Here is a 26,273-nt window from a genome sequence, read left to right as displayed (position 1 = left end):
GATGCTCACTTGATTGCGACGATCCCGCAGAAATTGTACCAGCGGAAGAAGACCTCTGTGCTCTTGAAGCCGACCTCACGAAGGAGCTGGATGTTTTCCTCCAAGCGGTAAGGAATAAGGACGTTTTCCAGCGCCTCCCGCTTCTTCGAGATCTCGATGGTGGAGTAACCGTTCCGTCGCTTGAAATCGTAGTAGTGATCAATAAACAGGCGGTTGAATGTCGTGTCTTCACTGGTCAGCTTTTCAACCAGGAGCAGGCACCCCTGGTCGTTGAGCCCGTCGTAAATCGTCCGCATGACCCGCTCGCGGTAGAGTGGACGAACAAACTGCAGCGTCAGCACCATCGTTACGACGCTTGCCTTCTCAATCGAGAAGCCGCGATGAAGGTCGACCGTGTGAAGATCGATGGAGCGGTTGGTTCCTGACTCCGCGATCTTTTCGGCAGCTTTCTTCAGCATCTCCGGAGCATTGTCGATCCCGACGAAATCGATGTGATTGTCGACTTCACGGTCCAGCGCCAGAAGGGTCGTGGCCGTGGAGCAGCCGATGTCATAGAGTTTCGACTGAGGCTGTGCGAAATCCCTGGCGAGCTCGCAAACCATCCGTTGCATCTCGCCATAAAAAGGAACCGATCTGCTGACCATATCGTCAAAGACATTCGCGACGGTCGAGTTGAACGAAAAGTCGGCAACGGAATCGTGTTCTTCAGCAAAAACTTCGTCTCGCGAATTGGTATGCAATATTAGACGGTTAGACTGTTCGGTCATATCCGCTCCAAGGTCGATGAATGGAAATTGGGCGCGTCATTCCCCCGCCCATAATGCGTCACAAAACTTTAACATCGAATCCTGACAATAGGCTGAAAGCGCGGTTGTATTAGACCTCGCGTCTGGTCCTCACGTCCTGGAAAAGCATGATCTGGGCGACCCGGCACGTGTCGGCCAGGCGGCGCAGGCTACTGTCGCCGGCTATTCAAAAAGAATGAGGCTTGCCGGAGTTGGCGGTAGCGGTTTGACCATGACGCCAGCAAAGCCGGCCAGTCTTGCCATCTCAGTCAGCTCATTTTGCGTATAAGCCTGACCGGCCGGCGTGCCGGCAAGCATCTCCCAGGAGAAGGCCGCGGGGAAAGGCGGCGACACGCCATCTTCGTTCGGCACGAAATCAACCGCGACGATCCGACCATCCTCAGCAAGGCTCGCGATGATCCTTCGCAACAGTTGGGCACATGTCGGCAAATCGAAGTGGTGCAGAAAATTCGGAAGTAGCACGAGATCATAACCCGTGCCCCATTCCACATCGAAGGCACTGCCGGCGATCGTCCGGTACCGATCGGCCACTCCGGCTTTTTCCGCATTCTGCCTCGACAGCTCCAATACGGAGGCCCAGTCGACGGCGACGATCTCCGCCGATGGAAGGGCCTTCGCAATTTCGATCCCGAAAACGCCTGGACCTGCAGCGATGTCCAAAACCTTTTTGGGAGGCCTCGGCCAGCCGGAGATCTCGCCAGCCAGTATTTTGGCGCTCATCCCCGTAAAGGAGCCCATGCCGCGCGCAAATTTCACCCAAACGGGGTTGTCTGCCGACATGTTCGCAAGCCCGGCCGAACCGCCGTTTCGCACGACGGCGGCCGGATCGCGCAGAAAATTATCCAGTATTTCAGGTGCGGCGGTGAATTCGACGGCAGAGCCCATATAGGCTGGCGAATTGCGATCGAGGAACATTCTGGTCGAGGGTGTCATTCGGTACTGTCCGCTCTCCTTCGTCAGGAAACCATGTACCACGAGGTAGTTGCACAGGATGCGCACTCCACGCTCCGAGGCGCTTGTCGCCGACGCCAGCAATGCTGCCGTTTTGCCCTCGCCGATATGAGTAAAGAGATCGAGCTCGATGGCCGCCCTGATCGCTGCTGTCTTTCGGCATGCAAACAGTGCATCGACCACGAGTTCAGGCGACACTACGCCGGTATGGGCGTCCTCAACAATTGTTTCCATGGTATCCCCAGAGCCTCGACCGATCTCGCTGGCAGCGCCAGCCGCAGAAATTATGCTTATATACGTGTATTCGACAATACTTACCCTGCTAACCCTATCGGGTGCTCGCCTCCGTGGCCGAGTTGTCCTGCCGGCCGCCGCCGACGTTATTCGGGTTGCTCGTCCTCGCCGGGAGACTGCGGATCGAGCATGAACCGCGGCAGGCTTATGCCGGCGCAAGTGAAGGCGACGCTATCTTGTCGTCAGATTGTTGCAAATCAACCAGTGAACGGCTGCCCATTTCATTAGCGAATACCGGACGATACACCCTAAATTAAGCCTCTTCGAATATTCCTTAATTCGCAAACGATTTTCGTAACGTTGAGGCGCGTCCCGAAATCAGTTCTCGGTCAGAGGAACCGGGACGGAATAGATCGGGGTGCGATCGATCACATGCTCGCTCGAGGAGGCAAGCGCATGCAGTTCAAATCGGCTACCGGACGCAATATTTTCTCGGTGGCGGCCTGCGGTGTCGTCGCCACGATCGCAGCATCGGGCGTCCTTTCCTATATCGCCTACAACGATATGCGCAAATCGAACCTCGACCAGATGCTCCAGATCGCTGCCACCAACGCGCTCAACGTTGAGAAATCCATGAGCGTGGCGCTCAATATCGTCAACGGGCTGGAAACGTCGCTATCGACGATGAAGGAAGGTGGAAACTCGGACCGCGCGGCCGCCGACGCCCTGCTCAGGAACACGCTGCAGGACAATCCGATGGCGCTTGGCGTTTGGACCGGCTGGGAACCAAATGCCTTCGACGGCAAGGACAAGGATTTCGTCGACAAGGAAGGCCACGACACTACGGGACGCTATGTACCCTACTGGGTACGCAGTGGCGACAAGATTCAGCACACGCCTCTGGTCGATTATACCGTGTCGGGCGCCGGCGACTACTACCAGCTTCCCTTTGTTCAGAAAAAGACCGTCGTCATCGAACCCTATGTTTACGCCGTCGACGGTAAGGACGTGCTGATGACCTCGGTCGCCAAGCCGATCATGGTCGAAGGCAAGGCGCTCGGCGTGGCCGGCATGGACATTTCGCTCGACGACGCCAACAAGGCGATCTCCGCAGTCCACCCGATGGAGACCGGCTATCTCAGTCTCGTGACGGGCGCCGGCAGCATCATCAGCCATCCCTCCGTCAAACTTGCAGGCACGAATATCAAGGATGGCGGGGATCTGACCGCCGGTTGGGATCGGCTGATCGCAAGACCAGGAGTTGAACAGGAGATCGCAGGCCCCGACGGCCAGACCTATTTCTCGGTTGCCTATCCGGTAAAGCTCACGAATGACCTGAACTGGTATGCGGTCGTTTCGGTGCCCAAATCCACGGTCTTCGCCCAACTGAACAACATGGTCTGGAGCGCAGTTGCGATCACGGCTGTCGCCGCTTTCCTGCTCGGTCTCGCAGGCTGGCTCATTGCCCGCAGATTCATCCGCCGCATAGAGGGTGTGATCTCCGAGACTGATCGTATCGCCCATGGCCAACTCGACGTGCAACTGAGCGACAAGAATGCGAAGGACGAAATCGGCGACCTCTCGCGCTCCCTCGGCATCCTGCTGGATAGCAATCGTCAGAAGATCAAGCTCGAAGTCGATGCGGAAACGTCACGGGCTCGCGAGGAGGTCGAACGGCAGGAACGTTCCGTCCTCCATGCCGCCCGCGAGGATTCAATCAAGTTCGCAGTGAGCGAGCTCGGAAACGGGCTCGCCAGCCTTTCGAATGGAGACATGACCGTCCGGCTGGAAAAGCCGTTCACTGACTCCCTCGACAAGATCCGCGTCGATTTCAACGCGTCTGTCGAAAAACTCCAGGCAGCCCTGATTTCCTTCTCCGAAAACGCCGCCGTCATCCAAGCCGGTTCCGAGGAAATCCGCTCGGGCGCCGATGATCTCGCGCGCCGCACAGAGCAGCAGGCGGCTTCCGTCGAGGAGACGGCCGCCGCGCTCGAGCAAATCACGACGTCCGTCAAGGACTCCACCCTTCGCGCCGAGGAGGCAGGGGCTCTCGTTGGTCGAACTAAGGAAGGTGCGGAAAAATCCGGGGAGGTTGTGCGCAGTGCCGTTGAGGCCATGAGAGGCATCGAGCAATCCTCGCAGTCGATCTCCAACATCATCGGCGTGATCGACGACATCGCCTTCCAGACGAACCTTCTGGCCCTCAATGCCGGCGTTGAAGCGGCGCGTGCTGGGGAAGCAGGCAAGGGTTTCGCCGTCGTCGCACAGGAAGTGCGTGAACTCGCACAGCGCTCGGCGGCGGCGGCCAAGGAGATCGAGGCGCTAATCACCTCGTCCGGCGACCAAGTCAAGCGTGGCGTCAGCCTAGTCGGCCAGACCGGCAAAGCATTGCAGGCGATCGTCGCCGAAGTGCAGCAGATCGACATCAATGTCCAGGCTGTTGTCCAGGCAGCCCGAGAGCAGTCGACGGGTCTCACGGAGATCAACACGGCAGTCAACCAGATGGACCAGTCGACCCAGAAGAATGCCGCAATGGTCGAGGAATCGAACGCCGCCTCGCATACGCTGGTGACGGAGATATCGGCTCTCTCAGGGCGTCTGGCCCAGTTCAATCTCGGTCAGGCGGCAAAGGCGGCCTCTGCCGCTCGCGCGACTATCAGGCCGTCGGCGCGCCCGGTCGCGACCCTTGTTGCGCAAAGAATGGTTCCCGCCTCGGCCATCGGCTATAAGCCCGCTCCCTCGCCGGCCCGCACACTCGGTGGGAAGCTCGCAGTCGCGCTTGGCACGTCGCCTGCACAGGTGACGACCGAGGGCAACTGGGACGAGTTCTAACGCGGTACGCACCATGTCTGGATGGCGCCGATTGGCAATGTGATGTTGGCCGGTGTTTGAGCTTTGCGGGTCGGATGCAGTCATGTCTCCGGCCTGTTTACGTGTCCGATATGGCAGCTGGCCCTGATCTTGTCCGCTTGAACCGATCCCTATCAGGTTCATCCACGGTCTCATCCTTTCTGACATGCAGAGGTCGGCACGCCGCATATTCCGGGAAGGTGCACGGAACTTATACAGGCTGGATAGGTTGTCTCTTCACGGCCGTGTGAACCCGGTCAGAGAAAGAGAAAAACCTCAATGAAAAATATGATCCTAGCGGCGGCGCTCGTCGGAGCGTCGGCACTGACTGCTGTCGCGCAGACAACCCCCGCACCCTCCACCGATGCCGGAACACCCGCGGTCGCCACACCCAACACAAATAACCCGGCTGCACCGGTCGCAGGCGCAAACAGCTTCACCGAGGCTCAGGCTAAGGACCGCATCGAGAAGGCCGGCTTCATCGAGGTCAAAGACCTCAAGAAGGACGACAACGGCATCTGGATGGCGGCAGGCATGAAGGACGGCAAAGCCGTCATGGTCGCCCTCGACTATCAGGGCAACGTCGTCGCGAAGTAACGCCACTCCTCAAATTCCCAAGGATACCTTTCATGAAAACCATTACTGGACTTTTTGACGACTACACCGACGCGAGTTCCGCCGTCAGCGCGCTTGAAGCAACAGGCGTTCCCTCGAACGACATCAGCATCGTTTCCAACAACGCCGATGATCGCCATTCCAACAACGGTGCCGCTACCGGCGCGGAATCCGGCGCGGGCCTCGGTGCCGTCGTCGGCGGCGCCGGCGGTCTTTTGACCGGGCTCGGCATTATGGCCATTCCAGGCGTCGGTCCCGTGGTCGCTGCCGGCTGGCTTGCGGCGACCGCAGTTGGTGCCGTGGCGGGTGCAGTAGCCGGCGGCGCGGCCGGCGGACTGATCGGTGCGCTGACCGCGTCAGGGGTGTCTGAGGACGACGCCAACTTCTACGCGGAAGGGGTCCGTCGCGGCGGCTCTCTGGTTACAGCCAAAGTGGACGACGCCCTTGCTCCCGAAGCCGAAGCTATCCTGAAGCGTTCGAACTGGATCGATCCTTCCCAACGCAAGGCCGCTTACAACGAGCAGGGCTGGACACGTTTCGACGAAACGCTGGACCCGTATGGGCGGGAGCAGATCGAACAGGAACGTGATCGCTACCGTCGCCCTCCGGCTGCTTGATTACAATGCACGGCTGCGTCGCGGCAGCCGTGAACCTGACCGGAAATCTGGTCCTTTACAGAAGCTATTCCAAACCCCGAGGAGCCAATGATGGCCAAGGAAACCAAAACACTCGACGTCCTGTTTCACGACACTTTGAAGGACGTATATTTTGCCGAAAATAAGATCGTTGCGACCTTGCCGAAAATGCACGAAGCGGCGAAAAGCAAGCAGCTCAAGGACGCCTTCACCAAGCATCTCGCCGAGACCAAGGTGCACGTCACCCGTCTTGAAGATGTCTTCAAGATCATCGGTAAAAAACCGGAACAGAAGACGTGCGACGCGATGATGGGCATCGTCAAGGAAGGCGCCGAAATCATAGATGAGTATGCCGGGATGCCGGCGCTCGACGCCGGCCTTCTTGCCGCAGCCCAGGCTGTCGAACATTACGAGATGGCGCGCTACGGCACGTTGCGAACATGGGCGCTCGAGTTGGGGATGAAGGATGCCGCCAAGCTCCTTCAGACGACACTCGACGAGGAACAGGCGACCGATATTGCTCTCACTTCCATCGCGACAAAAGTCGTCAATCAGAATGCCGAAAAGGCTGCCTGACGCCCTGACGTAACTGCGTCAGCCATCAGCACGCGGTCACCGCAGCAGGGCGTTGGCGGTGACCGGCCATGGAGCCTAAGCATCCGGTGGAAGGGAACTCTCCAATGACCGAATTCCAGGATATTAAGATCGTCGAGTTAAACGACGGTGCATCCGGGGCCGCAGTAGGGCCGCTCACGACAATGGTCCTGCAACTTTCGGCCGATGCGCCCGCGGCTTGGTCCGATGCCTTCAACGAGATATGGAAGGGAGGCGCATCCGTGATGAGACGGGCGGCTATTGCTTCCGGGAACACGATAACGTCGGCATGTATGCCCTACGAGTTGCAGAGCCAGATAGCGGAACTGAACAAGGTTGTCGCGGCGACCAATGCTGCCTATCGCGACAGTGTCGAGCACGACGCAGCTCGACAGGAGGTCGAACTCAGGGATTTGAAGGCAACGCTGAACTACGAATAGGATGACGAGGCGGGTCAACTGAGAATATTTTCTCGTTCGTCGTCGTCACTTCATCGCATCCACACTATGTCTTAATGAAATGACTTCCTCGCTCCAAGACTGTAAAAACAGGGCTTACAGAAGGAGCGATGCCATGGATGACATCCAGGCAGACGTCCAGGCTATCGGCCGGATGGCAGAGGTGCCGACGATCCTCGAAGTCATCTGCAAGACAACCGGGATGGGGTTTGCTGCGGTCGCTCGGGTGACGGACAGTCGCTGGATTGCATGCGCCATCCTCGATACTGTCGATTTCGGGCTGAAGGCTGGCGGGGAGCTCAAGGTTGAGTCGACGATCTGCCACGAGATTAGGCAAAGTCACGATCTCGTTGTCATCGACGACGTCGATGAGAGCCTCCAATATCGCGACCATCACACGCCTGCGATCTACGGCCTGAAAAGCTATATCTCCGTGCCGATCATCAGACGCGACGGCAGCTTCTTTGGAACGCTCTGTGCGATCGACCCGGCACCTCACAAGGTCGACAATTCCGAGACGATCGGGATGTTCCGGCTATTCGCCAAACTAATTGCCAGCAACTTGGATAACAATGCCGATCTCGTTCAGGCGCAGGTCGACCGTGCCGAGGAGCGCGAGCTCTCGGTCGTCCGAGAGCAGTTCGTTGCCGTTCTTGGCCACGATTTGCGAAATCCAATCGCTTCGATGATGGCGGGGATCAGACGCCTAAGTCGGGCGGTGGGGATGAGTTCGGAAAGCCGCGACGTTCTTGGGCTTATGCAGTCGAGCACCATCCGCATGCGCGATCTCGTCGACAACGTACTTGATTTCGCAAGAGCCCGCTTAGGAGACGGATTGAAACTGGACGTCGTGACAGGTGCGCCCTTGCGCCCTGTTCTGGAAAATGTCGTCGAAGAGATCCGTTCAGTGCACCCAGATCTGGATATCCGCACTGATTTCGAGCTCGATCGCGACGTCCGCTGCGATCATTCCCGAATTTCCCAGTTTCTTTCGAACCTGATCGGGAACGCAGTGACGCATGGCGACTGCAAGAAACCCATCGAAATCGGCGCGACGACGACAAGAGGCCGTCTGGAACTCTGGGTCGCCAACAGTGGCGAGCCGATATCAGACGAGGTGAAGACGACACTGTTTCGGCCCTTTTTCCGGGGCGAAGTCAGAAGCAGCCAGCAGGGTTTGGGTCTTGGTCTCTACATAGCGAGCGAGATCGCCAGAGTGCACGGCGGAAAGCTTTCCGTAAATTCGCACGAGTCCGAGACACGATTCACATTGACGATGCCCCTATAGTCGCGTCAGCGCAGGTCCAACAAACAGCGCGAGTGCCTCGCCCCATAGTCTGAGCAGGGCGATACTCAGGATTTGCTTGGTCCATCCGGAAAGTGCTCCTGCAATGTTTCAAGAACGGTCTCGGCGGAAAACGGCTTGCGTATGAAGCTCGCATTGCCCGGGAGCTCGCTCTCCTTCGGCACTCTCGCTCCGGACGCAACGACGACCTCTATATTCGGCCACCGCTCGGCGATCTTCCTTGCCAGTTCAAAGCCGTCGAGATCACTACCCGTCTGCACGTCCGTGAAGAGCAGCTGGAGCGAGCTATATTTCTCGAGAAACGCCAGAGCTTCGTCAGCCGTGGCCGCTTCTACGACATGATATCCGGCATCGGAAATGATGTCGGCGATATCCATCCGTATCAACGGTTCGTCATCCACGACGAGTGCGATGGGCTCCGGGATCTTGTCGAGATGCTCTTTATCCATGCTCGGTAACACCATCCGCGAAGGCTTATTCCAAGCTTTTGATATAATTCCAAAAATAACTAGGGGCCGGCGCGATTGCAAAATCGAGATGACGGCGAAAATCCCGCCCTTCCGGCGGTGGAACGGGCCAACCGTCGCCTCAACAATAGGATTTATCGCAAACATGGGAAGCAGGACCGATAGCCCTTGAGGGTCAGAATGAAGGTCCGAGCGATCTCTACCAAACATTCACGGTTGGCGCCTGGTTATTTTTGAGGTTTGTGATTGATGGCCTTGCAAACCATCCAGAGAACATCCATATGGCATCCATGTGGATGGTAGTGAATGATGACTGACGGCGTTTACAAGCTTCGCGACAAAAATAGCGAGTCGGAAAAAATCACGATCAATCTCGGCTATGTCGATCTTGGTCGTATCGACCTCCTCGTGCAGGAGGGCTTTTATTCCAATCGCAGCGATTTCATACGAACAGCGATCCGAAACCAGCTCGCCGGCGAGAGTGAGGCTGTCAAACAATCCACCATCAGGCAAACGCTGGAACTCGGCCTAAGGGATTACAGCAAGGCTGATCTGGAAGCGATGAAGACCGCTGGAGAAAAGCTTGAGATCAGGGTGCTTGGACTGGCCCGGATCGCCCCGGACGTCACACCCGAACTCGCTCTTGCGACAATTGAATCGATCACCGTACTTGGCGCGCTTCAGGCGAGTGCGGAACTGAAATCGGCATTGGCCGAACGTATTCGCTAGGCTAAGGCCCGACCACAAGGACATCCGATGAACAATTTCCTCATTGCCATGAGGCGTGCGACGTCGTTGACGCGATCCTTCAATCTCGCCGAGGCAACCCGCGTGATCCAGGATGCACTCGCTAGCCGACCGATCTCCGGCGCTCATGCCTTAACGGAACCCGACATCTCGGACGCTGCACGAGCGCATCATTCGAAACCTTTTCAGATAGATCCGAACGCCGAGATCATCGAGCCTGAAACACCGCAAGCAGCCGGAGCCACGAACCCGCTTGACGGTGTTGGATTTAATCGGCTGCGAAAGCCCCTTGGCGAGACACTCAGCATCCTACGCGAGGGACGGGGAGGCTCTGGCGCATTCGCTTCCGTGCCGGGCCTGGGTCTGCACGAACCGACGAAACCTGAACTCTCTGCTGCTGTGCCGTCCGGGGCGCGATTTCTGGCACGATCCTATGCCTGCGCGGCCGGCATCCGAAGTTACAAACTCTATATACCGGCATCCAAACAGGGCCAGCCACTGGGATTGGTCGTCATGCTCCACGGCTGCAAACAAGACCCAGGCGACTTCGCCACGGGCACCGGCATGAACGCCGTTGCTGAGGCGCATGGCCTCCTCGTTGCCTATCCCCACCAGACCGGATCGGACAACGCCTCATCCTGCTGGAACTGGTTCAGGCCCTCCGATCAGACGCGCGATGCAGGGGAGCCATCGATCATTGCTGGAATTACCGCGGAGATCATGGCGGAATTCCACCTCGATCGCAGTCGGGTTTTTGTTGCGGGACTGTCAGCCGGCGGCGCCATGGCCGCGGTTATGAGCGAGACGTATCCCGATCTTTACAGCGCCGTGGGCATTCATTCCGGACTGGCCTGCGGTTCGGCAAACGACGTCATGTCAGCCTTCTCCGTCATGCGAGGAGATGCGCCTCTCATATCTGATCCAAAACCCCGCTACCGCTCCACACCGGAGGTTCGCACGATCGTGTTTCAGGGTGGTGCAGACCGCACGGTCCATCCCTCAAATGCTGAGCGGATAGTCGCGGCGGCCATTCCGCCAGAACCCACCAGGACAATTCAAACTCATACCGGCCGCTCCCCCGGTAAGCGTGCCTACACCAGAAAAATTGTTACAAATGCGCAAGGGTTGCCGGCGCTAGAATACTGGCTTGTCGAAGGCGCCGGGCATGCCTGGTTCGGCGGCGACGCTCGCGGATCGTACACAGACCAGCGCGGGCCGGACGCAACAAATGAGATGGTGCGTTTTTTCCTCGAACCTGGCAACGCTTCGCACGAAAATGTGGCCGCTGAGTAGGGGGTAGGGTAGCGGTACGCGAGTGCGTCGCATCCGGAACATGGATCCTCGAGTTGCTCGGCCCACGTCAAGGGCAGCACATTGTTCGTCACCGCTGAGAAAGTGCCCGATGGCGGCAAGTGGCCGTATTCCATCGCAGACGATTTAGGTGATGGCCAGCATCGGTATCGCATAAATCGTTCGGGGTCACGTATGGCCATGCCCGCTTTGAAGGGATTCTAGTCGACGGCCCAAACAGCGACCGTTCCGGTTCGACGCGACTTGGATCGATTGATCGCCAGCGCTTCTCTCACCTCCCAAGCCGCGCCAGTGACATTGCGATATCGATGGTGTCGTCACGGGCGACGGTCGGGTCTTCCCTGTTCCAGACGAGGCGGTCGTGAGGCGTCGGAGGTTTTAGCCGGACGAGCGCATCAACCCGCTCGGCTACCTCCTCGGCCGCGACCGCGTACAGCATGGGACAGTGACGGCAATCGCCGCGATGCGGACATACGGCCGGGATGGCGACTTCGCCATTTGGTTTGCACATAGGTCTTCTCCGGAAATTCTGGACCGGCAGCGGGCGAGCCTTCTCCCGCCCGCTGCCGGCCTTTCAGGCTACCAGCTGCAATGCGCCGGCGAGCTGCGCGAAGTCGCCGACCGAAAGGGCGGGGCGGACGGCGAAATCGATGACCGCTTGGAAGACTTCCGGTGGCGCATCCTTCTTCATGGCCCCGAGCAGAGCAGCACGTTCGGCCGGATTGATCGCCGGGATCATGATGCGCATAAAGGCCATGCTCTTTTCCGGCGGCAGGGAAGCGATGATACGCATCTCGATACCCAGCATTTCATCGTCGGTGAAGTTGCGCCACAGAAGCGGCCCGCTCACCGCTTCCTCCTCGTGCATATGCGCGAAGTCGTCGGCGATATACGCCGCGAAAGCGAGGTAAAGCTTGCGCCCGCAGGCCGGCCTGTGCAGCGGCCAGGCATTTTCCCAGGCGACGATCAGTTCTTCGAGTTCACGGAAGGCAGTACGGTGATCGTCGTGCTGTTCGTCGAGCGTGGTGGTGGAAAGGCCCTTGGCGGCGAGCGCTTCGTGGATGTGGTCATCTTCATGACCGACGTGGGAGGCGGCGAGCATCAGGTAGTGGCGCAGGTCCTCGATCAGAAAGCCGGTCTCCTCGGCATTGTGGAAATCGGCCGTGCCGAGGCGTCCGAGCAGGTCACAGCCGGCCTTGCGCAGGCCCTTGTGGACGGCGCCGTAGATATCGTAGCGGCCATTGAGATCGGGAATGCTGGTAAGCGAAAATTCGTGGCTCATGACTGGTTTTCCTTTCTTTAGCCGGCGGCGTTTCTCTGTGTACCGGCCGATAGGGAGGGGATAGTCGAGGTACCTGCGAAGAGCTTCCTAAAACCATCCTAAGCGATCGTCACGATTGCTAAGAATATCCTAACTACTTATTGTGACTTCGTAGCAGGGAGAAAAGCATTGCTGGGCTCGAAACTGGCGGAATTCATCGAAAGTCCCGTCATGATGCTGTTTGCGACGCGCGACGCTAGCGGCCGCCCAATGATCGGCCGCGGGTCGGGCGTGCGCTTGGATCGGTCAAGCGGCTATCTGCATTTTCTCGCCTCGCGCTGCCAGTGGCCGAAGGCCGTGGGCGAGGCGTTGGTCGGGCGCCCGATCGCCACGACCTTTGTTCGGGCGGCCGATTACAAGGCCTGTCAAATCAAGGGCCGGATCCTGAATGCCGGACCCGCGGACGCCGCCTGCCAGACGCTGGGCGAGGCCTATGTCGCCGAGCAGCTGGCGCGCATGCTAGCGCTCGGTGTCACCCGCATGCAGCTTTCCAGCACGCTGTCCGACCAGGATCTTGTCTGCCTGACGATTGAGCCGCAGGAAGTCTTCGAGCAGACGCCGGGGCCGGGCGCCGGACGCAGGCTGACGCCGGAAACCATGGCATGATCCCTCTCGAGCGGCTGCGCGACAGTTTCGAAGGCGTCATCCCCTCCGTTATCGCCACCACCGATGCCAATGGCATGCCCAACGTCTCCTATCTCTCGCACGTGCACTATGTCGACGAGACACATGTGGCGCTTTCCAACCAGTTCTTTTCCAAGACTGCCGCCAACGTGGCGCGCAACGGGTTCGCGACCGTCATGGTGGTCGACGGCTACAGCGGCCAGCAACACGTGCTCGACCTTGTTTTCGAGCGCTCGGAGACGGAGGGCGAGGCCTTCGAACGCGTGGCAGTCCATCTCGCGATCCTCGAAAGCCGGATGAGCGGGATCATGAAGCTGCGCGCCCTCGACATTTACCGGGTGGAGGACTGCCAGCCGGTTCCGGCCGCCAATCCGCTCGTCGCGCCCGAGCCCCTGGTGCTGCCCGACCTAATGGGCAAGGTGGCGAGGCTTGCGGCGTGGATGTCGGGTTGCGCCGACCCCGAAACGCTGCTCGACATGACGCTCGAGGGGCTGGCCGAGCACTTCGGCTATGGCCATTCCATAGTCCTGGTGCCGGACGGCGAACGCGGGGGCCTGACGACGATCGCCAGCCGTGGCTACGAGCAGTTCGGCTTCGGCGCCGAGGTTGCGGCCGGGAGCGGCATCATCGGGGTCGCCGCCGAGCGCAGGAGCGCCGTCCGGATCACCGATCTCAGCCGCGGCCAGCGTTACGTCCAGGCGGTGCGGGCCATGGCCGGTATCGAGGACGCCGCATCCATCCCGCTGCCGGCTCTCGAAAAGCCCTTGAGCCAGATCGCTCTGCCGCTGGTCGCGCACTCGAGACTCGTCGGCGTGCTCTTCCTGGAATCGACGGAACGCTTCACCTTCCGGCATCGCGACGAGGAAGCGCTGACAGTAGTGGCAGCACACCTCGCCACTGCCCTCTCCTTCCTGTCCGATGAGCGCGAGCGGGCCGAGACGGGCCTGCGCGACAGGGCCGGGCCGCAGGTGGAACACCTGCCGGCCGGTCGGCGGATCGCGGTGCGCTTCTACCAGCGCGATGGCTCGCTATTCGTCGACGACGACTACCTGATCCGCGGCGTGCCGGGGCGGCTGCTGCTGCACTTTCTCGAAGACTACACCCGTAGCGGCAAGCAGGAGTTCCTGAACCGCGAGATCCGCCGCGACCGGCGCCTGCAGCTGCCGGATTTTAAGGACAACCTGGAGACCCGGCTGATCCTGCTGCGCCGGCGGCTAGAGGAAAAGGCCGGGCCGATCAAACTGGAACGTGCCGACCGAGGGCGTCTGCGGCTGACGCTCACCGGCCGGCCGGAGATCGAGGTGATCGAGGACTAAGCCTTCCGCACCGCCTTTCGCCAACGCAGCCACATTGGCGCGGTTTCGGGTGCAGCGAACCAGCCGGCGTCGGTGCTGACCGTCACCCTCCGTTGATAGCCACCTCCATCTCGCAGGTGAGGGTGAAGTCGTCCCTCCGCTTGGCGACGATCCGAAGGTCAGAAGCTGCCGCGACGGAAGACAAGCACCACCGGAAAGCGGCCTCGAAGCTTGGAAAGCATCCGGCGCTTTCCTGAGTGATCGCTCGCAATCGGGGAAAACTGCCCGGTCACAATACCTGATCGCATCCGGCTCTCACATATCGATGACGAGCTCGCCTTTTGGCTGCGAGCAGCATAGAAGCACATTACCGTCCGCCGGGGCATCGATCGGATCGGGACGGTAGCACACTGCACCGGAAATCAATCCGGTCTCGCAGGTGTGGCAGACGCCTGTCCTGCACGACCAGCGCACGGGTACGTCGCAGGCCTCCGCGAACTCCAGAAGATTGTTGAACTTCGGGTTCCAGGCGACGCTAAGACCACTGCGTGCAAACGAGATCAAGGGGCCTGCACCGGGTGGCCCGTCCGGCAGATGCGGTTGCCGGCTCGGCGAGGCCGCGATCCCTGGAGTGATCGACGAGGCCGATCCGAACATTTCGGTATGAATTCGGCCGCGGTCCACTCCAAGCTTCTCAATCCCTGCTGCAAGATCGTTCATGAAGCTTGCCGGCCCGCAGAGATAGAAGTCGCCGCCCAGCGGCAGGCGCAGCGACTGGATGACCGCCAGATCGAGGCGAGATCGTCTGTCGTAGTCAATACCTGGCTTATCGGCCGGATCGGGTGCGCTGTAGCAGACAAGGTTTTGCGCATGCGGAAGGATTTGTAGTAACCCTCTCACTTCGTCCGCAAACGGGTGTTCTCGTCCATTCCGGGCGCCATGGAGCCACCAGATTTTTCTGCCCGAGCGATCGACTGCCAGGGCGTGGAGCATGGCAAGGACGGGCGTCGCGCCGATACCCGCGCTGAGGAGGATGATCGGCGTCTCGCCCTGGGCCAGCGTAAAGCTGCCGCGCGGAGCGCTTGCCTGCACCACCTCGCCGAGGCCCAGCTCGTCATTGACATAGGCGCTGGCTGCGCCGTGAGCTTCCCGCTTGATGCTTACTCTGTAATAGGCGTCATTTGACTGGCCCGACAAGGAATAGCTCCGCAGCAAGACAGGAGCCCCTCCGGGCTGGAAACCGAGCACGATGAACTGTCCCGGAAGGAAGGCGGGCAGCCGCTTTCCATCCGTCGGCTCGAGCTCAAGAGACTTGACGCTTTCACTCTCGAGCGACATACGCGACACTTTGAACGAGCGAAATCCCTCCCACGCCGGCTCGAGATGCTTCGCCCCCGTAAGGCCAGCGTTTCCAGGCGAAGCCCCGTTTTTTGGAGATTGCTCCAGCAACGACCGAAACGAGCGACGCCAACCGGGACTTAATGCGAGGATCCGCAATGCACGTTCCAATCGATCGCGAGGGTGACCAGGCTTGTAAAGAAGGTCGTTGATGTCGGCGACCGTCATGCTGTCCTCTGCCGATGCCACCTGTTCGACTTCGTCACCCTCCTGAACTTTTCCTTCCTTCAGGACACGGAGATAGAATCCCGGTCTTCCGTGCGAAACCAGCAGAGCGGCCATTTCCGGCAGTTCCATCCGAATACCGAGCCGATAGCAGGTGACGCGAGGCTGGCTCACCTCGAAAACAGCTTCGCCGATGCGGTAGCGGTCGCCGATGCAGACTTCAGCGCCTGGAAGACCGTCGACGGTGAAGTTCTCGCCGAACTGACCATAGACGAAATCACGTCGGCCCAGATGTTCCTCCCAATACCGGTAGGAATCCGTCTGGTAGACATAAACTGCGCGGTTCTCGCCGCCGTGGCCAGCGCGGTCCGCCTGGCCGTCGCCGTCGATATTGAGGCGGCGCACCATGCAAGGTCCTTTGACCGGCGTCTTCCAGATCGCCGTATTCACCAGCTTCCCCTGCCACTCGATATCGCGTGGCAGGCCGACGTTGACCGAAAGCAGATGAACCATAAAGTTCCCTTTCGAAGATCATGACGAGAACCCCTCGCCGCACCACCCCGCAAGCTCCGCACAGCGCCTGAAGCAGGCAACAGCCCCACCCGCTCACAATCCATCATACGATGGTATCGAGTGACACCGTCGTTCCGGTGTCAAGCCGCACGGCGCATTTCTTTTTTCCTAAGGCTTCCGATTTCAAAAGCCGGGTCCTACGGCGTTGACGGGCGATCGGGCTAGCTTCTCCTAAACGCCGTCGACGATCTGGGACTGGGGAACACTTGCACGTCTCCGGGCCCTGTCCCCCGCAGAGGCATCGGACAATCCAGATCCGCGCCGGCCGGCCGTCTGCCGTTACGGCTGCGACCCGCGTGGCTGTGGCCCGGGTCAGTTCTAGTGGAAATCAAAAGAATAGCTATATTTTACAATTCTTTCTTAAGGGACATAGTGCAGCAGGAGATGGCCGAGTGCTGGCGGCTGAAAGTTGGCGATATCGATATGGCCCAGCGTCCAAGGAAAGTGCACGTGAACACGAAACCCTGCGAGCGCGTTGGTCGCATAAACTACACCGTGGGCGCAAGCAGTCGCTCAGGCCGTAGCTTGCCCAATTCATCCTTGCTTGGAGATATCCGTTGACTTTCATATCGACCGCAATGCGCTCCGCCATTAATGCGCCGACGGTTTTGACGGTCGAAACTATTTTGGAAAATCGCCTTTATGCGTTCGCCTTAAGGGATGCTGCGCTGAAGCTCATTGCCATGCACGATGCTGCGCCTCGTATCGTTCGCTATACCGCAGATATGAAACGATGGTTGCTGACGCAATCAATTCTGGCTTTTCATTTTCAGCGCGTCACGTCGCCGTCTCATCCAGGCCTTACGGCCGCCAAACTGAATGCCCTCATTGCCGAGAGTGACGTTGCCTCCAAGAACACGGCATTCGCACATCTCGCAGAGATGCGCAATTACGGTCTCTTGGTTGATACTCATGAAAGCGTGGACAGGCGCGTTCGCCAGCTCAGAATTTCTGAAACGGCCGAAACCTTGATACGCGAATGGTTCAATGAGCATTTGAAATCACTCGACATGCTGGATTGCGGCACGCGATTCTCGCGATCATCAGCCGATCGGCGCCTGCTTTGGTATGCGCAACCAAGAATGTCCCAGAGCCTCTTCCACGATCCAAACTGGACTAGTCCTCCGCAGACGGTGGACACTTTCGTCCGAACTGCTTCCGGCAGCAACATCCTGCACGACCTGATGTCTCGCCTGCCCCCGGAAAAGGAGCTGGAGCTGCGCATGCCTATTGGTCCTTTGCGCATCGGCGAATTCTTCAAACGCTACGCCATTTCCCGAACCCACACGCGGCGCATTTTCGAGCGTGCTCACTTGCTTGAAATCAGTGGCTGGGATCTCTCCAGCAACCGTTGTGATTTCTGGGTTGCTGCAGAGCTGATCCGCGACTATCGCCATTGGCAGGCCGTGAAGTTTGCCGCCATCGACGAAGCGTTCGAATGGGCCTACTGTCATTTATCCGAGCCAACCAATGGGCAACGACAGGATTGAGCTCTTGGCGCGGCAGCGCGAGACCTGGAGGGCTTATATCCACCTCGTGCTAGCAAACTACTCGCTCAGCCAGAACGGCCTTGGGCCAAATCTGCCTTGACAACGAACACAGATCACCTGCCCGGCCGCACCCGCGATCGTGCGATATCAATGATGTCATCGGTGGTGGCGCTTCGATATGCATGCGGATATCAGGATATTTGCGGGCAATGCGCGCAAGGAACGCAGGCAGCACGCCGATGGTGGCGGGATAGACGGTGCCGATCGCAATCCTCCGCGTCTTGCCGACAATTAAAAGGGCGATCTTTCGACATGTCCACCGCTCAAGATCCTGGCCGCGCGCTGATAGAGGGCTGTCCCTGGCCGACAGCCGGCGAGGCCGAGTTCTTTCCGCCCGATGGACTCAGCACCGCCAGGCGGCAGACGTCTTGTTCGACCTCGCGCTCCGATCTCACCCTCGGTGGCGGCAATGGCTTGTTTGGCTTCTTCCAGCAGAATGTCCTCGGCGCCGTCCGCATAGCGGCGCCGATGCAGCCAGCGCACGTCCTGCCGCCCAGCCAGTTCGAGAATGCGCCTTGCGTTGTTCGGCACCGGCTCAAGCCCGACATTGCCGGCGACACAGGTTACAGCGATCATGTCCAGCGCGTCCGACCGACCAAGCGCAGCATGGCGAGCGCATCATCAGCACCAGGATCGCAATCTTAGAGAAAACGCAAGCAGTCATCGCTTAGTTCCCTGGGTCAATCCTTGTCGGCCAGGAAGCGAGCAGCTTCCGCCGACCAGCCGAAACGGACCGTCGAGCCGACTGCCACATCGCCGGCCTGGGCTGGTGCGCGGGCAATGATTTCTTGTGCATCGGCATCGATGATGACGCGCAGTTCCGAACCGCCGTAGACCGTTTCGCGCACACGCCCCTCGCAGAAACCTTCGCCAAGCGTGATCATTTCGGGGCGGACGACGAGCGCGCCCTTGGCCCCTTCGGCCGGAGCAGCACCGGCGATCGGCAACGTCCCGATAGCCGTTTCAAGCGCACCGGCCCTGACCGTGCCGCGAATTATCGAGGACAGGCCGATAAAATCCGCCACGAACAAGTTCTCGGGCTCGTCGTACATTTGCCGGGGCGTGCCGAGTTGAGCGATCTTGCCGTTGTTCATCAGACATATGCGGTCGGAAAGCGCGAGCGCTTCCTGCTGGTCGTGAGTGACGAAGATGATCGTGGCACCCGTCTCGCGGTGAATGCGCTTGATCTCGATCTGCATCACTTCGCGCAATTTGGCATCGAGCGCGCCGAGCGGTTCATCCATCAGAATAATGGCCGGATCGTAGACGAGGCAACGAGCGAGCGCCACGCGTTGCTGCTGGCCGCCGGACAGCTGCGAGGGGGAACGTTCGGCCGCATGGGCAAGCCCGACGGTTTCCAGCGCCTTGGCCACCTTGGTACTGATTTCGGCCTTCGGCAGGTTGCGCATTTTCAATGCAAAGCCGACGTTTTCCGCCACCGTCATATGTGGGAAGAGCGCGTAGTTCTGGAACACCACACCGATGTCGCGCTTGTTGACCGGCGCGTGGGTCTGGTCCTTGCCGTCGATCACGACGGTGCCAAACGTTGGTTCCTGCAGGCCGCAGATGAGCTGCAGGAGCGTGGTCTTGCCGGAACCCGAAGGTCCGAGAAGCGTCAGAAGTTCACCCTTTCGCACTTCGAGATCGACTTGATCGAGTGCGGTGGTCTGGCCGTAGAGCTTGGCAAGCCCCTGAACCTGAAGCTTGATTTCCGGCGTGTTGGCAGAAGCGGCTGACATGTCGAAAGTGGTTCCTTTGGTCGTGATTGGAGAGGCAGGTTCACGCATGTCAGCGCGGCCTTACCTTTTCGGCGATGACGAAGAGCACTGTCACCACCGCCACGATGAAGACCGAGGCTGCAGCCAGGGTCGGGGAAATGCTGAGGATGATATCGTCCCACATCTGCTTGGGCAGCGTCTGCTTCACGCCCGCACCGACGAACAGCGCGATGGTAAGTTCCTCGAAGGAATGCAGCAAGCCGAACAGGAATGCCGCCACGGCACCGCCCTTTACCAGCGGCAGAAGCACGAGACGGATCTGCTGCCAGCGGCTTGCGCCAAGCGTCGCCGCCGCCTGCAGCAAACGCCAGTCGACGCTGCGGAAGGTGGTGAGCAGGATCACGAACACGATCGGCATTGCGGACAGCGTGTGGCCGAGGATGATGCCGGTATTGGTGGCGATCAGGCCGACCTTGGCGAGCACGTAGAACAGCGACACGCCGATCACAATGTTTGGCACGACCATGGGCAGCATGAAGGAGAGGAAGATCAGGCCACCCGCCTTGCGCTGCGTGCGTGCCAGGCCATAAGCTGCCATGCCCGAAATGATCGTAGCGAGAACACCGGTGACGATAGCGATGACGGCGGAACGCGTGGTCGCCCCCATCCACTGGTCGGAACCCATATAGGCCTGGAACCAGCGCAGCGAAAAGCTCTTTGGCGGGAATTCAAGGAAGGTCGAGCCAGAGAAGGCCATTGGCGGGAAGGCGAGAACCGGTACGATCATCACGGCAATCACGATCCAGACGAAGATGATGAAGAAACTGCGACTGAGGCGGGCCGGCAGCAAGCGGGCGACGAAATCGCTGACGGCAGCGCCGACCTCGATGATCAAGCCGCCGATCGCTCCAATGATACCGCCGCGTTTTGCGACCGCACCGTTGCCCGATACGGCCGACATTCCGAAGAAGCGGTCATAGACGGCGATAGTGATAAGCGTCACCGCCAGAAGCAGAGCTGCAAGCGCACCGGCAAGCCGCATGTTGAAGAGTTTTTGCACCTGCGTAATCATCATCTGGCCGATGACGGTCTCGTTCGGCGATCCGAGCAGAGCCGGCGTGATGAAGAAGCCGAGGCCCATGACGAAGATCAGCAGGCCGGCAGCAGCGACGCCAGGCATCGAAAGCGGCATGAAGATGCGCCAGAAGGACTGGCTGCGGCTTGCGCCCATCGTCATTGCCGCGGGCATCAGGCGCCCGTCGATGGCCAGCATGGTCGGCAACATGGTGAGGATGGCGATCGGCAGCATGGCGTGCGCCATGCCAAAGACGACGGCGCCGCGACCATAAAGCAGGTTGAGCTCGGTATCGAAACCCATGCCGGTCAGCATCTGCGCTACAATGCCTTTGCGAGCCAGAAGCACGATCCAGGCAAAGTTCTTGAGAAGCGGGCTCACCCAGAAGGGCAGCAGGACAAGCCACATGGCCATGCGCCGGCGCCGCTCCGGCATGCCGGCCAGCCAGACGGCGATCGGATAACCGACCAGAAGGCACACGACGGTGACCTGCGCCGAGATGGCGAATGTGTTGGCAAGGACCTTCACATAGACCCCGGCCGAGAACATCTGCTCGTAGACGGTCAGATCGAAAGCGCCGGTCTTCGGGTTGACGAAGGACTGCCAGATCAGCGCGCCGGCCGGCAGGATCAGCAACAGCGCCATATAAACAAGCCCGGGCATGGAAAGCCAGAGGCTGTCGAGCCTCAGGCGCTGCCGAGAGAATGTGTTGTTGGCAGAGAGTTCAGCCATGATGGTCCCGTTCGTTGAAATGGCCCGTTCCGCATTTTACGGAACCGGGCCACCCATTGTCAGATACGGAGCCCCGCCGAAAGGCGGGACTTGAAGATCAGGTGGTCTTGCAAGCTGAAATCAGCTCAGGATCCACTGCTCGAAACGCTGTGTCAGCTCGTCCTGATGTTCTGCCCAGTAGGCAGCATTGAGAACTGTCAGACCCTTGATATTGTCTGGCGCCGTCGGCAGCAGAGCCGCCTTTTCTGCGCTCAGATGCTCATAGGCCTTCATGTTGGTCGGGCCGCAGGCAAGGATGTCCGTATAGGCAGCCTGACGCTTGGGATCCAGGCACCACTCGATGAACTTGCGCGCGAGATCGGCCTTCTCGGTATTGCCGGCGATGGTCCAGCCGTCGATGTTGAAGAGGCCGCCGTTCCAGACGATGCCGGCCGGTGCGCCGGCATTGATGGCGGCCTGCGCGCGGGTCGACCAGGTCGACATCAGGTCCAGTTCGCCGTCCTTCAAAAGCTGGGTCGCGTGGGCGCCGGACGTCCACCAGATGTTGATGTGGGACTTGATCTTGTCAAGGCTCTTGAAGGCACGTTCGACGTCGAGCGGATAGAGCTTGTCGAGCGGCACGCCATCGGCAAGCAGTGCCATTTCGAGTGTCGTGACCGGGCTGCGCCACAGGCCGCGGCGGCCCTGGAAGGCTTCGGTGTTCCAGAAATCGGCCCAGCTTGTCGGAACCGTCTTCACGGTATCCTTGCGGTAGCCCATGGCCAGCGCGAAGATCGCGACACCGGCAAAATCCGGCTCGAACGTGTGCGGCGTGAAATCGTCCTTGTTGGGCACTTCGATGTTGAGCGGCAGCATGTAATTGTCGCCGAGTTGGCGGATGCGCAGTACGTGCTCCGGCGTCATCAGGGCGACGTCGAACAGCTTCGTGTCCGTGTCGATCGCCATCTTGTACTGCGGGATCGGGTCGGGCTCGTTGGTATTGGTCTGGATGGTGACACCTGTCTCGGCGGCAAAGGTGTCGTAGAAGGCGACTTTGAAGCCTTCGTAGAAGGCGCCGCCCATGTCGCGCACGACCAGAGTTTCGCCGGCAAATGCGCGGTTGCCCTTCAGAAGCGCCGGAGCGGCAAGCGCCACGGCAGCAAGCCCGGTGGTCGTCTTCATGAAACCACGGCGTGATACATTGTTGTTCATTTTTACCCTCCGGTATTTTTGTTTGACCTTCGTCAACTCTACTTTTCCCGTCGCCACGGCTTCGGTAAATTACATTTTTCCGTGCATCTGCTTTGGGACATACGAAGCAAGCAGGCGACGGCTTGCGCAAAAGCGAATAACGGCGGCAGCGATTACCGCATCGCAGACGGCAAGCTGCGTTTCCTCGATGAATTCGTCCGGGCGATGTCCCTGGTCCATGCTGCCAGGCCCGCAGATCACCACCGGCACGTCCAACGCCTGCGCAAACAGCCCAGCCTCCGTTCCGAAACTGACGCGGCATTCCTTGCTGCCCTTCGGCAGGCACGAAGCAAAGGCCTGAACCACAGGATGGCTTCCATCAATCGAGTGGCCGGGATAATTGCCGGTGATCTCAATATCGATCGATGCTTCCTTGAATCGCTCCTTATGCGGGGCAACGCCGGCAGCGCCGGCCTTGCGGACCTGTTCGGCCAGAGCAAGAGGATCGTCCGCCGCCATCATCCGGCATTCTATCAGCAGTTCAGCGGCATCCGGCACGAGATTGACCGCAGTTCCGCCCGCCAATTTGCCGACATGCACCGTCGCATAGGGCACGGAATAGCCCGGCTCACGCGGGCCGCGGGCCTCGATCTCGTCCTGCAGGCGCCGCAGGCTCGCTATGAAGTCCGTGGCGATATGCAACGCATTGAGGGCTAGCGGCGCTTCCGCCGAATGGCGTGGAACGCCGGTGGCCTTCACATGGAAAGCCATCTTGCCCTTGTGACCAAGGCCGAGCTGCATCGATGTCGGCTCACCGATGACGATCAGATCCGGCAGGATGTCGCGAGCCGCGATTTCCTCAAGCATCGGCCTGACGCCGACACAGCCGATTTCCTCGTCATAGGAGATGGCCAGCCACAGCGGAGCCGCCAGACTTTTGACGTCGATCGTCTCGGCCAGCGCCAATGCCGAAGCGACAAATCCCTTCATGTCGGTCGTGCCGCGCCCGTAAAGCCTGCCGTTCTTCCGGGTCAGGTTAAAAGGAGGCACCGTCCAGTCCTGTCCGGCGACCGGCACCACGTCAACATGCCCGGAGAGCATCAGCCCGCCGGGTGCATCCGGGCCTAGACGCGCCAGAAGCGCTGCCTTTTGGCCGGTCGCATCGTAGAAGCGCTCGCAGACGGCGCCGGCACTCGCCAGCGCGGTCTCGATCTCCCCGATCAGCGGCAGGTTGGTGTCCGAACTGACGGTGGGATGGGCAACCAGTCGCTCCAGCCAATCCAGCGTCGAGGTCACAGTTTTGCCTCCGCCTCGTCCATTGCGGCGTTGATCTCAGCAATCAACCCGGCAACCTCGGCCTCCGGAATGGACAGACGAAGACGGCGCTCGAGCGAGGTGAAAATGCCAAAGAATGAGTTCGAGCAATGCGTGAGCATGCGCATCGCATCCTCTTTCGAAATATTGCAGCGGTTCGTCAGATAGGCGCAGATGTGCTCACAAGCGATGGCGTTCGGCAGCACATAGGCCGGCTGCGTATCATAGGCGATCCGGCGGAACGGCAGGACCGAAGGCTTGATCGTCAGCTTGGCGGAGAGTTTTGGATCGCGCGAAGAGGCACCGACGACAAGGCGCGCATCGACACCTTCCAGCACCCAGCGCCCAAGCACCGGATCCCAGATCGCCAGATCAAGACCCTTGATGGCAAGTTCGATCCGCTTGCTTTCACCGGGCGCCAGCACCGGCTTGGCAAAACCCTTGAGTTCCTGCGGCGAACGCTTCAGCCGCTTGCCGGGTGCCTGCAGATAAAGCTGAACGACTTCAGCACCTGCCCGCTCACCCGTATTGGTCACGGTGAAGGCGATGGTGATCTCGTCGCGAAGCCCGATCTGCACCGATGACACCGTGAGGTCGGAATAAGCGAACGTCGTGTAGCTCAGGCCGTGGCCGAAAGGGAACAGGGGTTCGATTTCTCGCAGATCGTAGGCGCGGTAGCCGACATGGATGCCTTCACCGTAGATATGCCGGCCGTTTTCACCCGGGTAATGCAGGAAGCCGGGCACATCGGCGAGACGCTTCGGGAAGGTAACGGACAGCTTGCCGGACGGATTGACCTTGCCGGTCAGCACGTCAGCGACGGCACCGCCCATCGCCTGGCCAGAGTAGAAGGTGACAAGCACCGCCTTGACATCATTGACCCATGGCATTTCCACCGCATCCGGGCAGGCGATCACTACCGCCACCTTCTGCGACACCGCCGCAAGAGCGGCGATCATCCCATCTTGACCGGGGCCGAGCGCCAGCGTGGTTCTGTCCGAACCCTCGCCATCATAGGCACCTTCCGTCGACGTATAGACCAGAACCAGATCCGCCTTGGCCGCGAGCGCCAGCGTTTCCGCATCTGCCTCCTCGCGGAACGTCAGAACATGGCTTGCTCCAAGAGCCCGTTCCAGCTGTTCCAGCGGCTGATCGACCATCGTCGGGATCGTGGTGGCGCAGCCGGAGCCTTGAATGACCGGGGTACCCGCATCACGACCGACCACGAGGATATTTCTCATACCCGGCCGAATCGGCAGGAGACCTTCATTGTGCACGAGCACCATGGAAGCCGCGGCCATCGCGCGCGCTTCGGCATGATGTTCCTCCGCGGTATAGACCGGCAGCGGCGCCTTTGCGCCTTCATTGCAGCGCTTGATCATGTCCAGCATGCGCTGGCACGACAGGTTCGCGACTTCCGCCGGAACAGCGCCACTGTCCAGCGCTGCGAGAAGATCGGCCTTGCGGCGCGGGCTTTCCGGCATGTCGAGATCGCCACCGGCAACCAGCGATACCGGACGTTGCTTGATGCCATGCCAGTCCGAAACGACGACGCCGTCAAAACCCCAGTCCTTGCGCAGGACCTGATCGAGAAGCCACGGATCCTGCGAGGTTTGGACGCCGTTCAGGCGATTGTAGGAGGACATGATCGTCCAAGGCTTGGACTGCTTGATGGCGATCTCGAAACCCTTGAGATAGATTTCCCGGAGTGCGCGTTCTTCGACGACGCTGTCCATTGTCGTACGCTCGACTTCGGAATTATTGCAGGCGAAATGCTTGAGCGACGTGCCGACGCCTTGGGACTGAACGCCCTCAATGACGGCAGCCGACAGCTTGCCGGTGACCAGCGGATCTTCCGAATAATATTCATAGGACCGGCCGGCAAGCGGCGTACGGCGCAGGTTGATGCCGGGGCCTAGAAGCAGATTCACGCCCATGGCACGGCATTCCTGGCCGAGTAGCACGCCCAGCCGCTGCATCAGGCCTTCGTCCCAGCTGTTGCCCATGGCCGAGCCATTCGGGAAGCAGGTCGCCGGCTTCATTTCTCCCCATGCGATGGCGACGTCGCTGGCGCGCTGGTTGACCACCGACAGGAAGGCATCAAGATCCATGCCGCCACGCTCGTCGCTGTCGATCTGCGGAATCGAGTAGCGCACGCCATACGTTCCGTCGGTCATGACGATCGGCTTGATGCCGTAAGCGGGAACTGCCGCGGTCTTCCACATTCCGAAGCCGGAAAGGAGATCGACCTTTTCCTGATTGGTCATCGCTTCGACGATCGATGCGATTGTCTGGCTTGCGGACTGGCTCTTCTCTTGCATGCTAGACTCCTTGATGCGGCACGCCGCGCTGGTCAGGCGACGT

23 protein-coding genes and 1 pseudogene are annotated in these 26,273 nt (G+C 59.8%); 11 read left to right on the top strand and 13 right to left on the bottom strand.

Annotated features, from left to right (window positions below; translation table 11 throughout):
* Positions 1-5 precede the first annotated feature (5 nt).
* Both cmoA and J2X71_RS08520 read right to left on the bottom strand, forming a co-directional pair.
* On the bottom strand, positions 6-767 hold the full coding sequence (gene cmoA / locus J2X71_RS08525; protein ID WP_113320986.1) for a carboxy-S-adenosyl-L-methionine synthase CmoA: 762 nt from the start codon (positions 765-767) through the stop codon (positions 6-8).
* Positions 768-968: 201 nt separating this feature from the next.
* Positions 969-1,991, bottom strand: coding sequence for a class I SAM-dependent methyltransferase (locus tag J2X71_RS08520; RefSeq protein WP_310381180.1), 1,023 nt, complete (start codon positions 1,989-1,991; stop codon positions 969-971).
* Positions 1,992-2,447: 456 nt separating this feature from the next.
* On the opposite strand from J2X71_RS08520, the gene J2X71_RS08515 reads away from it, so the two are divergent.
* From J2X71_RS08515 to J2X71_RS08490, 6 genes are all read left to right on the top strand, one after another.
* Positions 2,448-4,823, top strand: coding sequence for a methyl-accepting chemotaxis protein (locus J2X71_RS08515; RefSeq protein ID WP_310381177.1), 2,376 nt, complete (start codon positions 2,448-2,450; stop codon positions 4,821-4,823).
* Positions 4,824-5,120: 297 nt separating this feature from the next.
* Positions 5,121-5,438 carry a PepSY domain-containing protein gene (locus J2X71_RS08510; RefSeq protein ID WP_310381174.1) on the top strand — a complete coding sequence of 106 codons (318 nt, stop codon included), beginning with the start codon at positions 5,121-5,123 and terminating at the stop codon, positions 5,436-5,438.
* 32 nt (positions 5,439-5,470) lie between these two features.
* A complete protein-coding gene (locus tag J2X71_RS08505; RefSeq protein WP_310381172.1) occupies positions 5,471-6,073 on the top strand; it encodes a general stress protein in 603 nt (200 codons plus the stop codon).
* Between the two features lie 90 nt (positions 6,074-6,163).
* A complete protein-coding gene (locus J2X71_RS08500; protein ID WP_310382172.1) occupies positions 6,164-6,667 on the top strand; it encodes a ferritin-like domain-containing protein in 504 nt (167 codons plus the stop codon).
* Positions 6,668-6,771: 104 nt separating this feature from the next.
* On the top strand, positions 6,772-7,125 hold the full coding sequence (locus tag J2X71_RS08495; RefSeq protein WP_310381170.1) for a hypothetical protein: 354 nt from the start codon (positions 6,772-6,774) through the stop codon (positions 7,123-7,125).
* A 133-nt stretch (positions 7,126-7,258) separates the two neighbouring features.
* A complete protein-coding gene (locus J2X71_RS08490; protein WP_310381167.1) occupies positions 7,259-8,431 on the top strand; it encodes a GAF domain-containing sensor histidine kinase in 1,173 nt (390 codons plus the stop codon).
* A gap of 65 nt (positions 8,432-8,496) precedes the next feature.
* On the opposite strand, the gene J2X71_RS08485 is transcribed toward J2X71_RS08490, so the two are convergent.
* Positions 8,497-9,126: a response regulator gene (locus J2X71_RS08485; RefSeq protein WP_310381164.1), complete on the bottom strand. Its 630-nt coding sequence runs from the start codon at positions 9,124-9,126 to the stop codon at positions 8,497-8,499.
* Positions 9,127-9,225: 99 nt separating this feature from the next.
* Here J2X71_RS08485 and J2X71_RS08480 point away from each other — a divergent pair, with 99 nt between their 5' ends.
* Both J2X71_RS08480 and J2X71_RS08475 read left to right on the top strand, forming a co-directional pair.
* Positions 9,226-9,645 (top strand): CopG family transcriptional regulator, encoded by a 420-nt coding sequence (locus tag J2X71_RS08480; RefSeq protein WP_310382171.1) that lies wholly within the window; start codon positions 9,226-9,228, stop codon positions 9,643-9,645.
* 27 nt (positions 9,646-9,672) lie between these two features.
* Positions 9,673-10,956 carry a PHB depolymerase family esterase gene (locus tag J2X71_RS08475; protein WP_310381162.1) on the top strand — a complete coding sequence of 428 codons (1,284 nt, stop codon included), beginning with the start codon at positions 9,673-9,675 and terminating at the stop codon, positions 10,954-10,956.
* A gap of 289 nt (positions 10,957-11,245) precedes the next feature.
* Here the strand turns inward: J2X71_RS08475 and J2X71_RS08470 are convergent, their stop codons facing one another.
* Both J2X71_RS08470 and J2X71_RS08465 read right to left on the bottom strand, forming a co-directional pair.
* Positions 11,246-11,485 (bottom strand): hypothetical protein, encoded by a 240-nt coding sequence (locus tag J2X71_RS08470; RefSeq protein WP_310381160.1) that lies wholly within the window; start codon positions 11,483-11,485, stop codon positions 11,246-11,248.
* A 63-nt stretch (positions 11,486-11,548) separates the two neighbouring features.
* Positions 11,549-12,256, bottom strand: a complete 708-nt coding sequence (locus J2X71_RS08465; RefSeq protein WP_310381157.1) for a hypothetical protein — start codon at positions 12,254-12,256, stop codon at positions 11,549-11,551.
* Between the two features lie 168 nt (positions 12,257-12,424).
* Between J2X71_RS08465 and J2X71_RS08460 the strand changes: the two genes are divergently transcribed.
* Positions 12,425-12,901 (top strand): hypothetical protein, encoded by a 477-nt coding sequence (locus J2X71_RS08460; RefSeq protein ID WP_310381155.1) that lies wholly within the window; start codon positions 12,425-12,427, stop codon positions 12,899-12,901.
* The gene (locus J2X71_RS08455; protein ID WP_310381152.1) at positions 12,898-14,235 is read left to right on the top strand and encodes a GAF domain-containing protein; all 1,338 of its coding nucleotides are present in this window, start codon (positions 12,898-12,900) and stop codon (positions 14,233-14,235) included. The genes J2X71_RS08460 and J2X71_RS08455 overlap by 4 nt, the downstream gene beginning before the upstream one ends.
* Before the next feature lie 294 nt (positions 14,236-14,529).
* On the opposite strand, the gene J2X71_RS08450 is transcribed toward J2X71_RS08455, so the two are convergent.
* Complete coding sequence (locus J2X71_RS08450; RefSeq protein WP_310381149.1) at positions 14,530-16,290, bottom strand: MOSC and FAD-binding oxidoreductase domain-containing protein; 1,761 nt, start codon at positions 16,288-16,290, stop codon at positions 14,530-14,532.
* A gap of 617 nt (positions 16,291-16,907) precedes the next feature.
* Between J2X71_RS08450 and J2X71_RS08445 the strand changes: the two genes are divergently transcribed.
* Entirely contained in the window at positions 16,908-17,840 is a 933-nt protein-coding gene (locus J2X71_RS08445) for a hypothetical protein (protein ID WP_310381146.1), read from the top strand.
* A 169-nt stretch (positions 17,841-18,009) separates the two neighbouring features.
* Here J2X71_RS08445 and J2X71_RS08440 read toward each other — a convergent pair.
* The 7 genes and pseudogenes from J2X71_RS08440 to J2X71_RS08410 form a co-directional block, all read right to left on the bottom strand.
* Positions 18,010-18,129, bottom strand: a pseudogene (locus J2X71_RS08440) (LysR family transcriptional regulator); the annotation flags it as partial.
* A 2-nt stretch (positions 18,130-18,131) separates the two neighbouring features.
* The gene (locus tag J2X71_RS08435) at positions 18,132-18,476 is read right to left on the bottom strand and encodes a hypothetical protein (RefSeq protein WP_310381143.1); all 345 of its coding nucleotides are present in this window, start codon (positions 18,474-18,476) and stop codon (positions 18,132-18,134) included.
* A gap of 104 nt (positions 18,477-18,580) precedes the next feature.
* Complete coding sequence (locus tag J2X71_RS08430) at positions 18,581-19,639, bottom strand: ABC transporter ATP-binding protein (protein ID WP_310381140.1); 1,059 nt, start codon at positions 19,637-19,639, stop codon at positions 18,581-18,583.
* Positions 19,640-19,688: 49 nt separating this feature from the next.
* Positions 19,689-21,425, bottom strand: coding sequence for an ABC transporter permease subunit (locus J2X71_RS08425; RefSeq protein WP_310381137.1), 1,737 nt, complete (start codon positions 21,423-21,425; stop codon positions 19,689-19,691).
* A gap of 120 nt (positions 21,426-21,545) precedes the next feature.
* On the bottom strand, positions 21,546-22,616 hold the full coding sequence (locus tag J2X71_RS08420; protein ID WP_037106855.1) for a polyamine ABC transporter substrate-binding protein: 1,071 nt from the start codon (positions 22,614-22,616) through the stop codon (positions 21,546-21,548).
* 69 nt (positions 22,617-22,685) lie between these two features.
* A complete protein-coding gene (gene argE / locus J2X71_RS08415) occupies positions 22,686-23,891 on the bottom strand; it encodes an acetylornithine deacetylase (RefSeq protein WP_310381131.1) in 1,206 nt (401 codons plus the stop codon).
* Entirely contained in the window at positions 23,888-26,230 is a 2,343-nt protein-coding gene (locus tag J2X71_RS08410) for a glycoside hydrolase family 3 C-terminal domain-containing protein (protein WP_310381129.1), read from the bottom strand. The genes argE and J2X71_RS08410 overlap by 4 nt, the downstream gene beginning before the upstream one ends.
* Positions 26,231-26,273 lie beyond the last annotated feature (43 nt).

The sequence above is a fragment of the Rhizobium sp. 1399 genome (genome assembly GCF_031455475.1).
In the GTDB taxonomy this organism is placed as follows: Bacteria; Pseudomonadota; Alphaproteobacteria; order Rhizobiales; family Rhizobiaceae; genus Rhizobium.
This window is presented reverse-complemented; position numbering and strand designations above follow the sequence as displayed.

Excerpts from the sequence above, each read along its gene's own strand:
- cmoA (WP_113320986.1), bottom strand. The coding sequence starts at position 767 with ATGACCGAACAGTCTAACCGTCTAATATTGCATACCAATTCGCGAGAC.
- J2X71_RS08520 (WP_310381180.1), bottom strand. The coding sequence starts at position 1,991 with ATGGAAACAATTGTTGAGGACGCCCATACCGGCGTAGTGTCGCCTGAA.
- J2X71_RS08515 (WP_310381177.1), top strand. The coding sequence starts at position 2,448 with ATGCAGTTCAAATCGGCTACCGGACGCAATATTTTCTCGGTGGCGGCC.
- J2X71_RS08510 (WP_310381174.1), top strand. The coding sequence starts at position 5,121 with ATGAAAAATATGATCCTAGCGGCGGCGCTCGTCGGAGCGTCGGCACTG.
- J2X71_RS08505 (WP_310381172.1), top strand. The coding sequence starts at position 5,471 with ATGAAAACCATTACTGGACTTTTTGACGACTACACCGACGCGAGTTCC.
- J2X71_RS08500 (WP_310382172.1), top strand. The coding sequence starts at position 6,164 with ATGGCCAAGGAAACCAAAACACTCGACGTCCTGTTTCACGACACTTTG.
- J2X71_RS08495 (WP_310381170.1), top strand. The coding sequence starts at position 6,772 with ATGACCGAATTCCAGGATATTAAGATCGTCGAGTTAAACGACGGTGCA.
- J2X71_RS08490 (WP_310381167.1), top strand. The coding sequence starts at position 7,259 with ATGGATGACATCCAGGCAGACGTCCAGGCTATCGGCCGGATGGCAGAG.
- J2X71_RS08485 (WP_310381164.1), bottom strand. The coding sequence starts at position 9,126 with ATGTTTGGTAGAGATCGCTCGGACCTTCATTCTGACCCTCAAGGGCTA.
- J2X71_RS08480 (WP_310382171.1), top strand. The coding sequence starts at position 9,226 with ATGACTGACGGCGTTTACAAGCTTCGCGACAAAAATAGCGAGTCGGAA.
- J2X71_RS08475 (WP_310381162.1), top strand. The coding sequence starts at position 9,673 with ATGAACAATTTCCTCATTGCCATGAGGCGTGCGACGTCGTTGACGCGA.
- J2X71_RS08470 (WP_310381160.1), bottom strand. The coding sequence starts at position 11,485 with ATGTGCAAACCAAATGGCGAAGTCGCCATCCCGGCCGTATGTCCGCAT.
- J2X71_RS08465 (WP_310381157.1), bottom strand. The coding sequence starts at position 12,256 with ATGAGCCACGAATTTTCGCTTACCAGCATTCCCGATCTCAATGGCCGC.
- J2X71_RS08455 (WP_310381152.1), top strand. The coding sequence starts at position 12,898 with ATGATCCCTCTCGAGCGGCTGCGCGACAGTTTCGAAGGCGTCATCCCC.
- J2X71_RS08450 (WP_310381149.1), bottom strand. The coding sequence starts at position 16,290 with ATGGTTCATCTGCTTTCGGTCAACGTCGGCCTGCCACGCGATATCGAG.
- J2X71_RS08435 (WP_310381143.1), bottom strand. The coding sequence starts at position 18,476 with ATGATCGCTGTAACCTGTGTCGCCGGCAATGTCGGGCTTGAGCCGGTG.
- J2X71_RS08430 (WP_310381140.1), bottom strand. The coding sequence starts at position 19,639 with ATGTCAGCCGCTTCTGCCAACACGCCGGAAATCAAGCTTCAGGTTCAG.
- J2X71_RS08425 (WP_310381137.1), bottom strand. The coding sequence starts at position 21,425 with ATGGCTGAACTCTCTGCCAACAACACATTCTCTCGGCAGCGCCTGAGG.
- J2X71_RS08420 (WP_037106855.1), bottom strand. The coding sequence starts at position 22,616 with ATGAACAACAATGTATCACGCCGTGGTTTCATGAAGACGACCACCGGG.
- J2X71_RS08410 (WP_310381129.1), bottom strand. The coding sequence starts at position 26,230 with ATGCAAGAGAAGAGCCAGTCCGCAAGCCAGACAATCGCATCGATCGTC.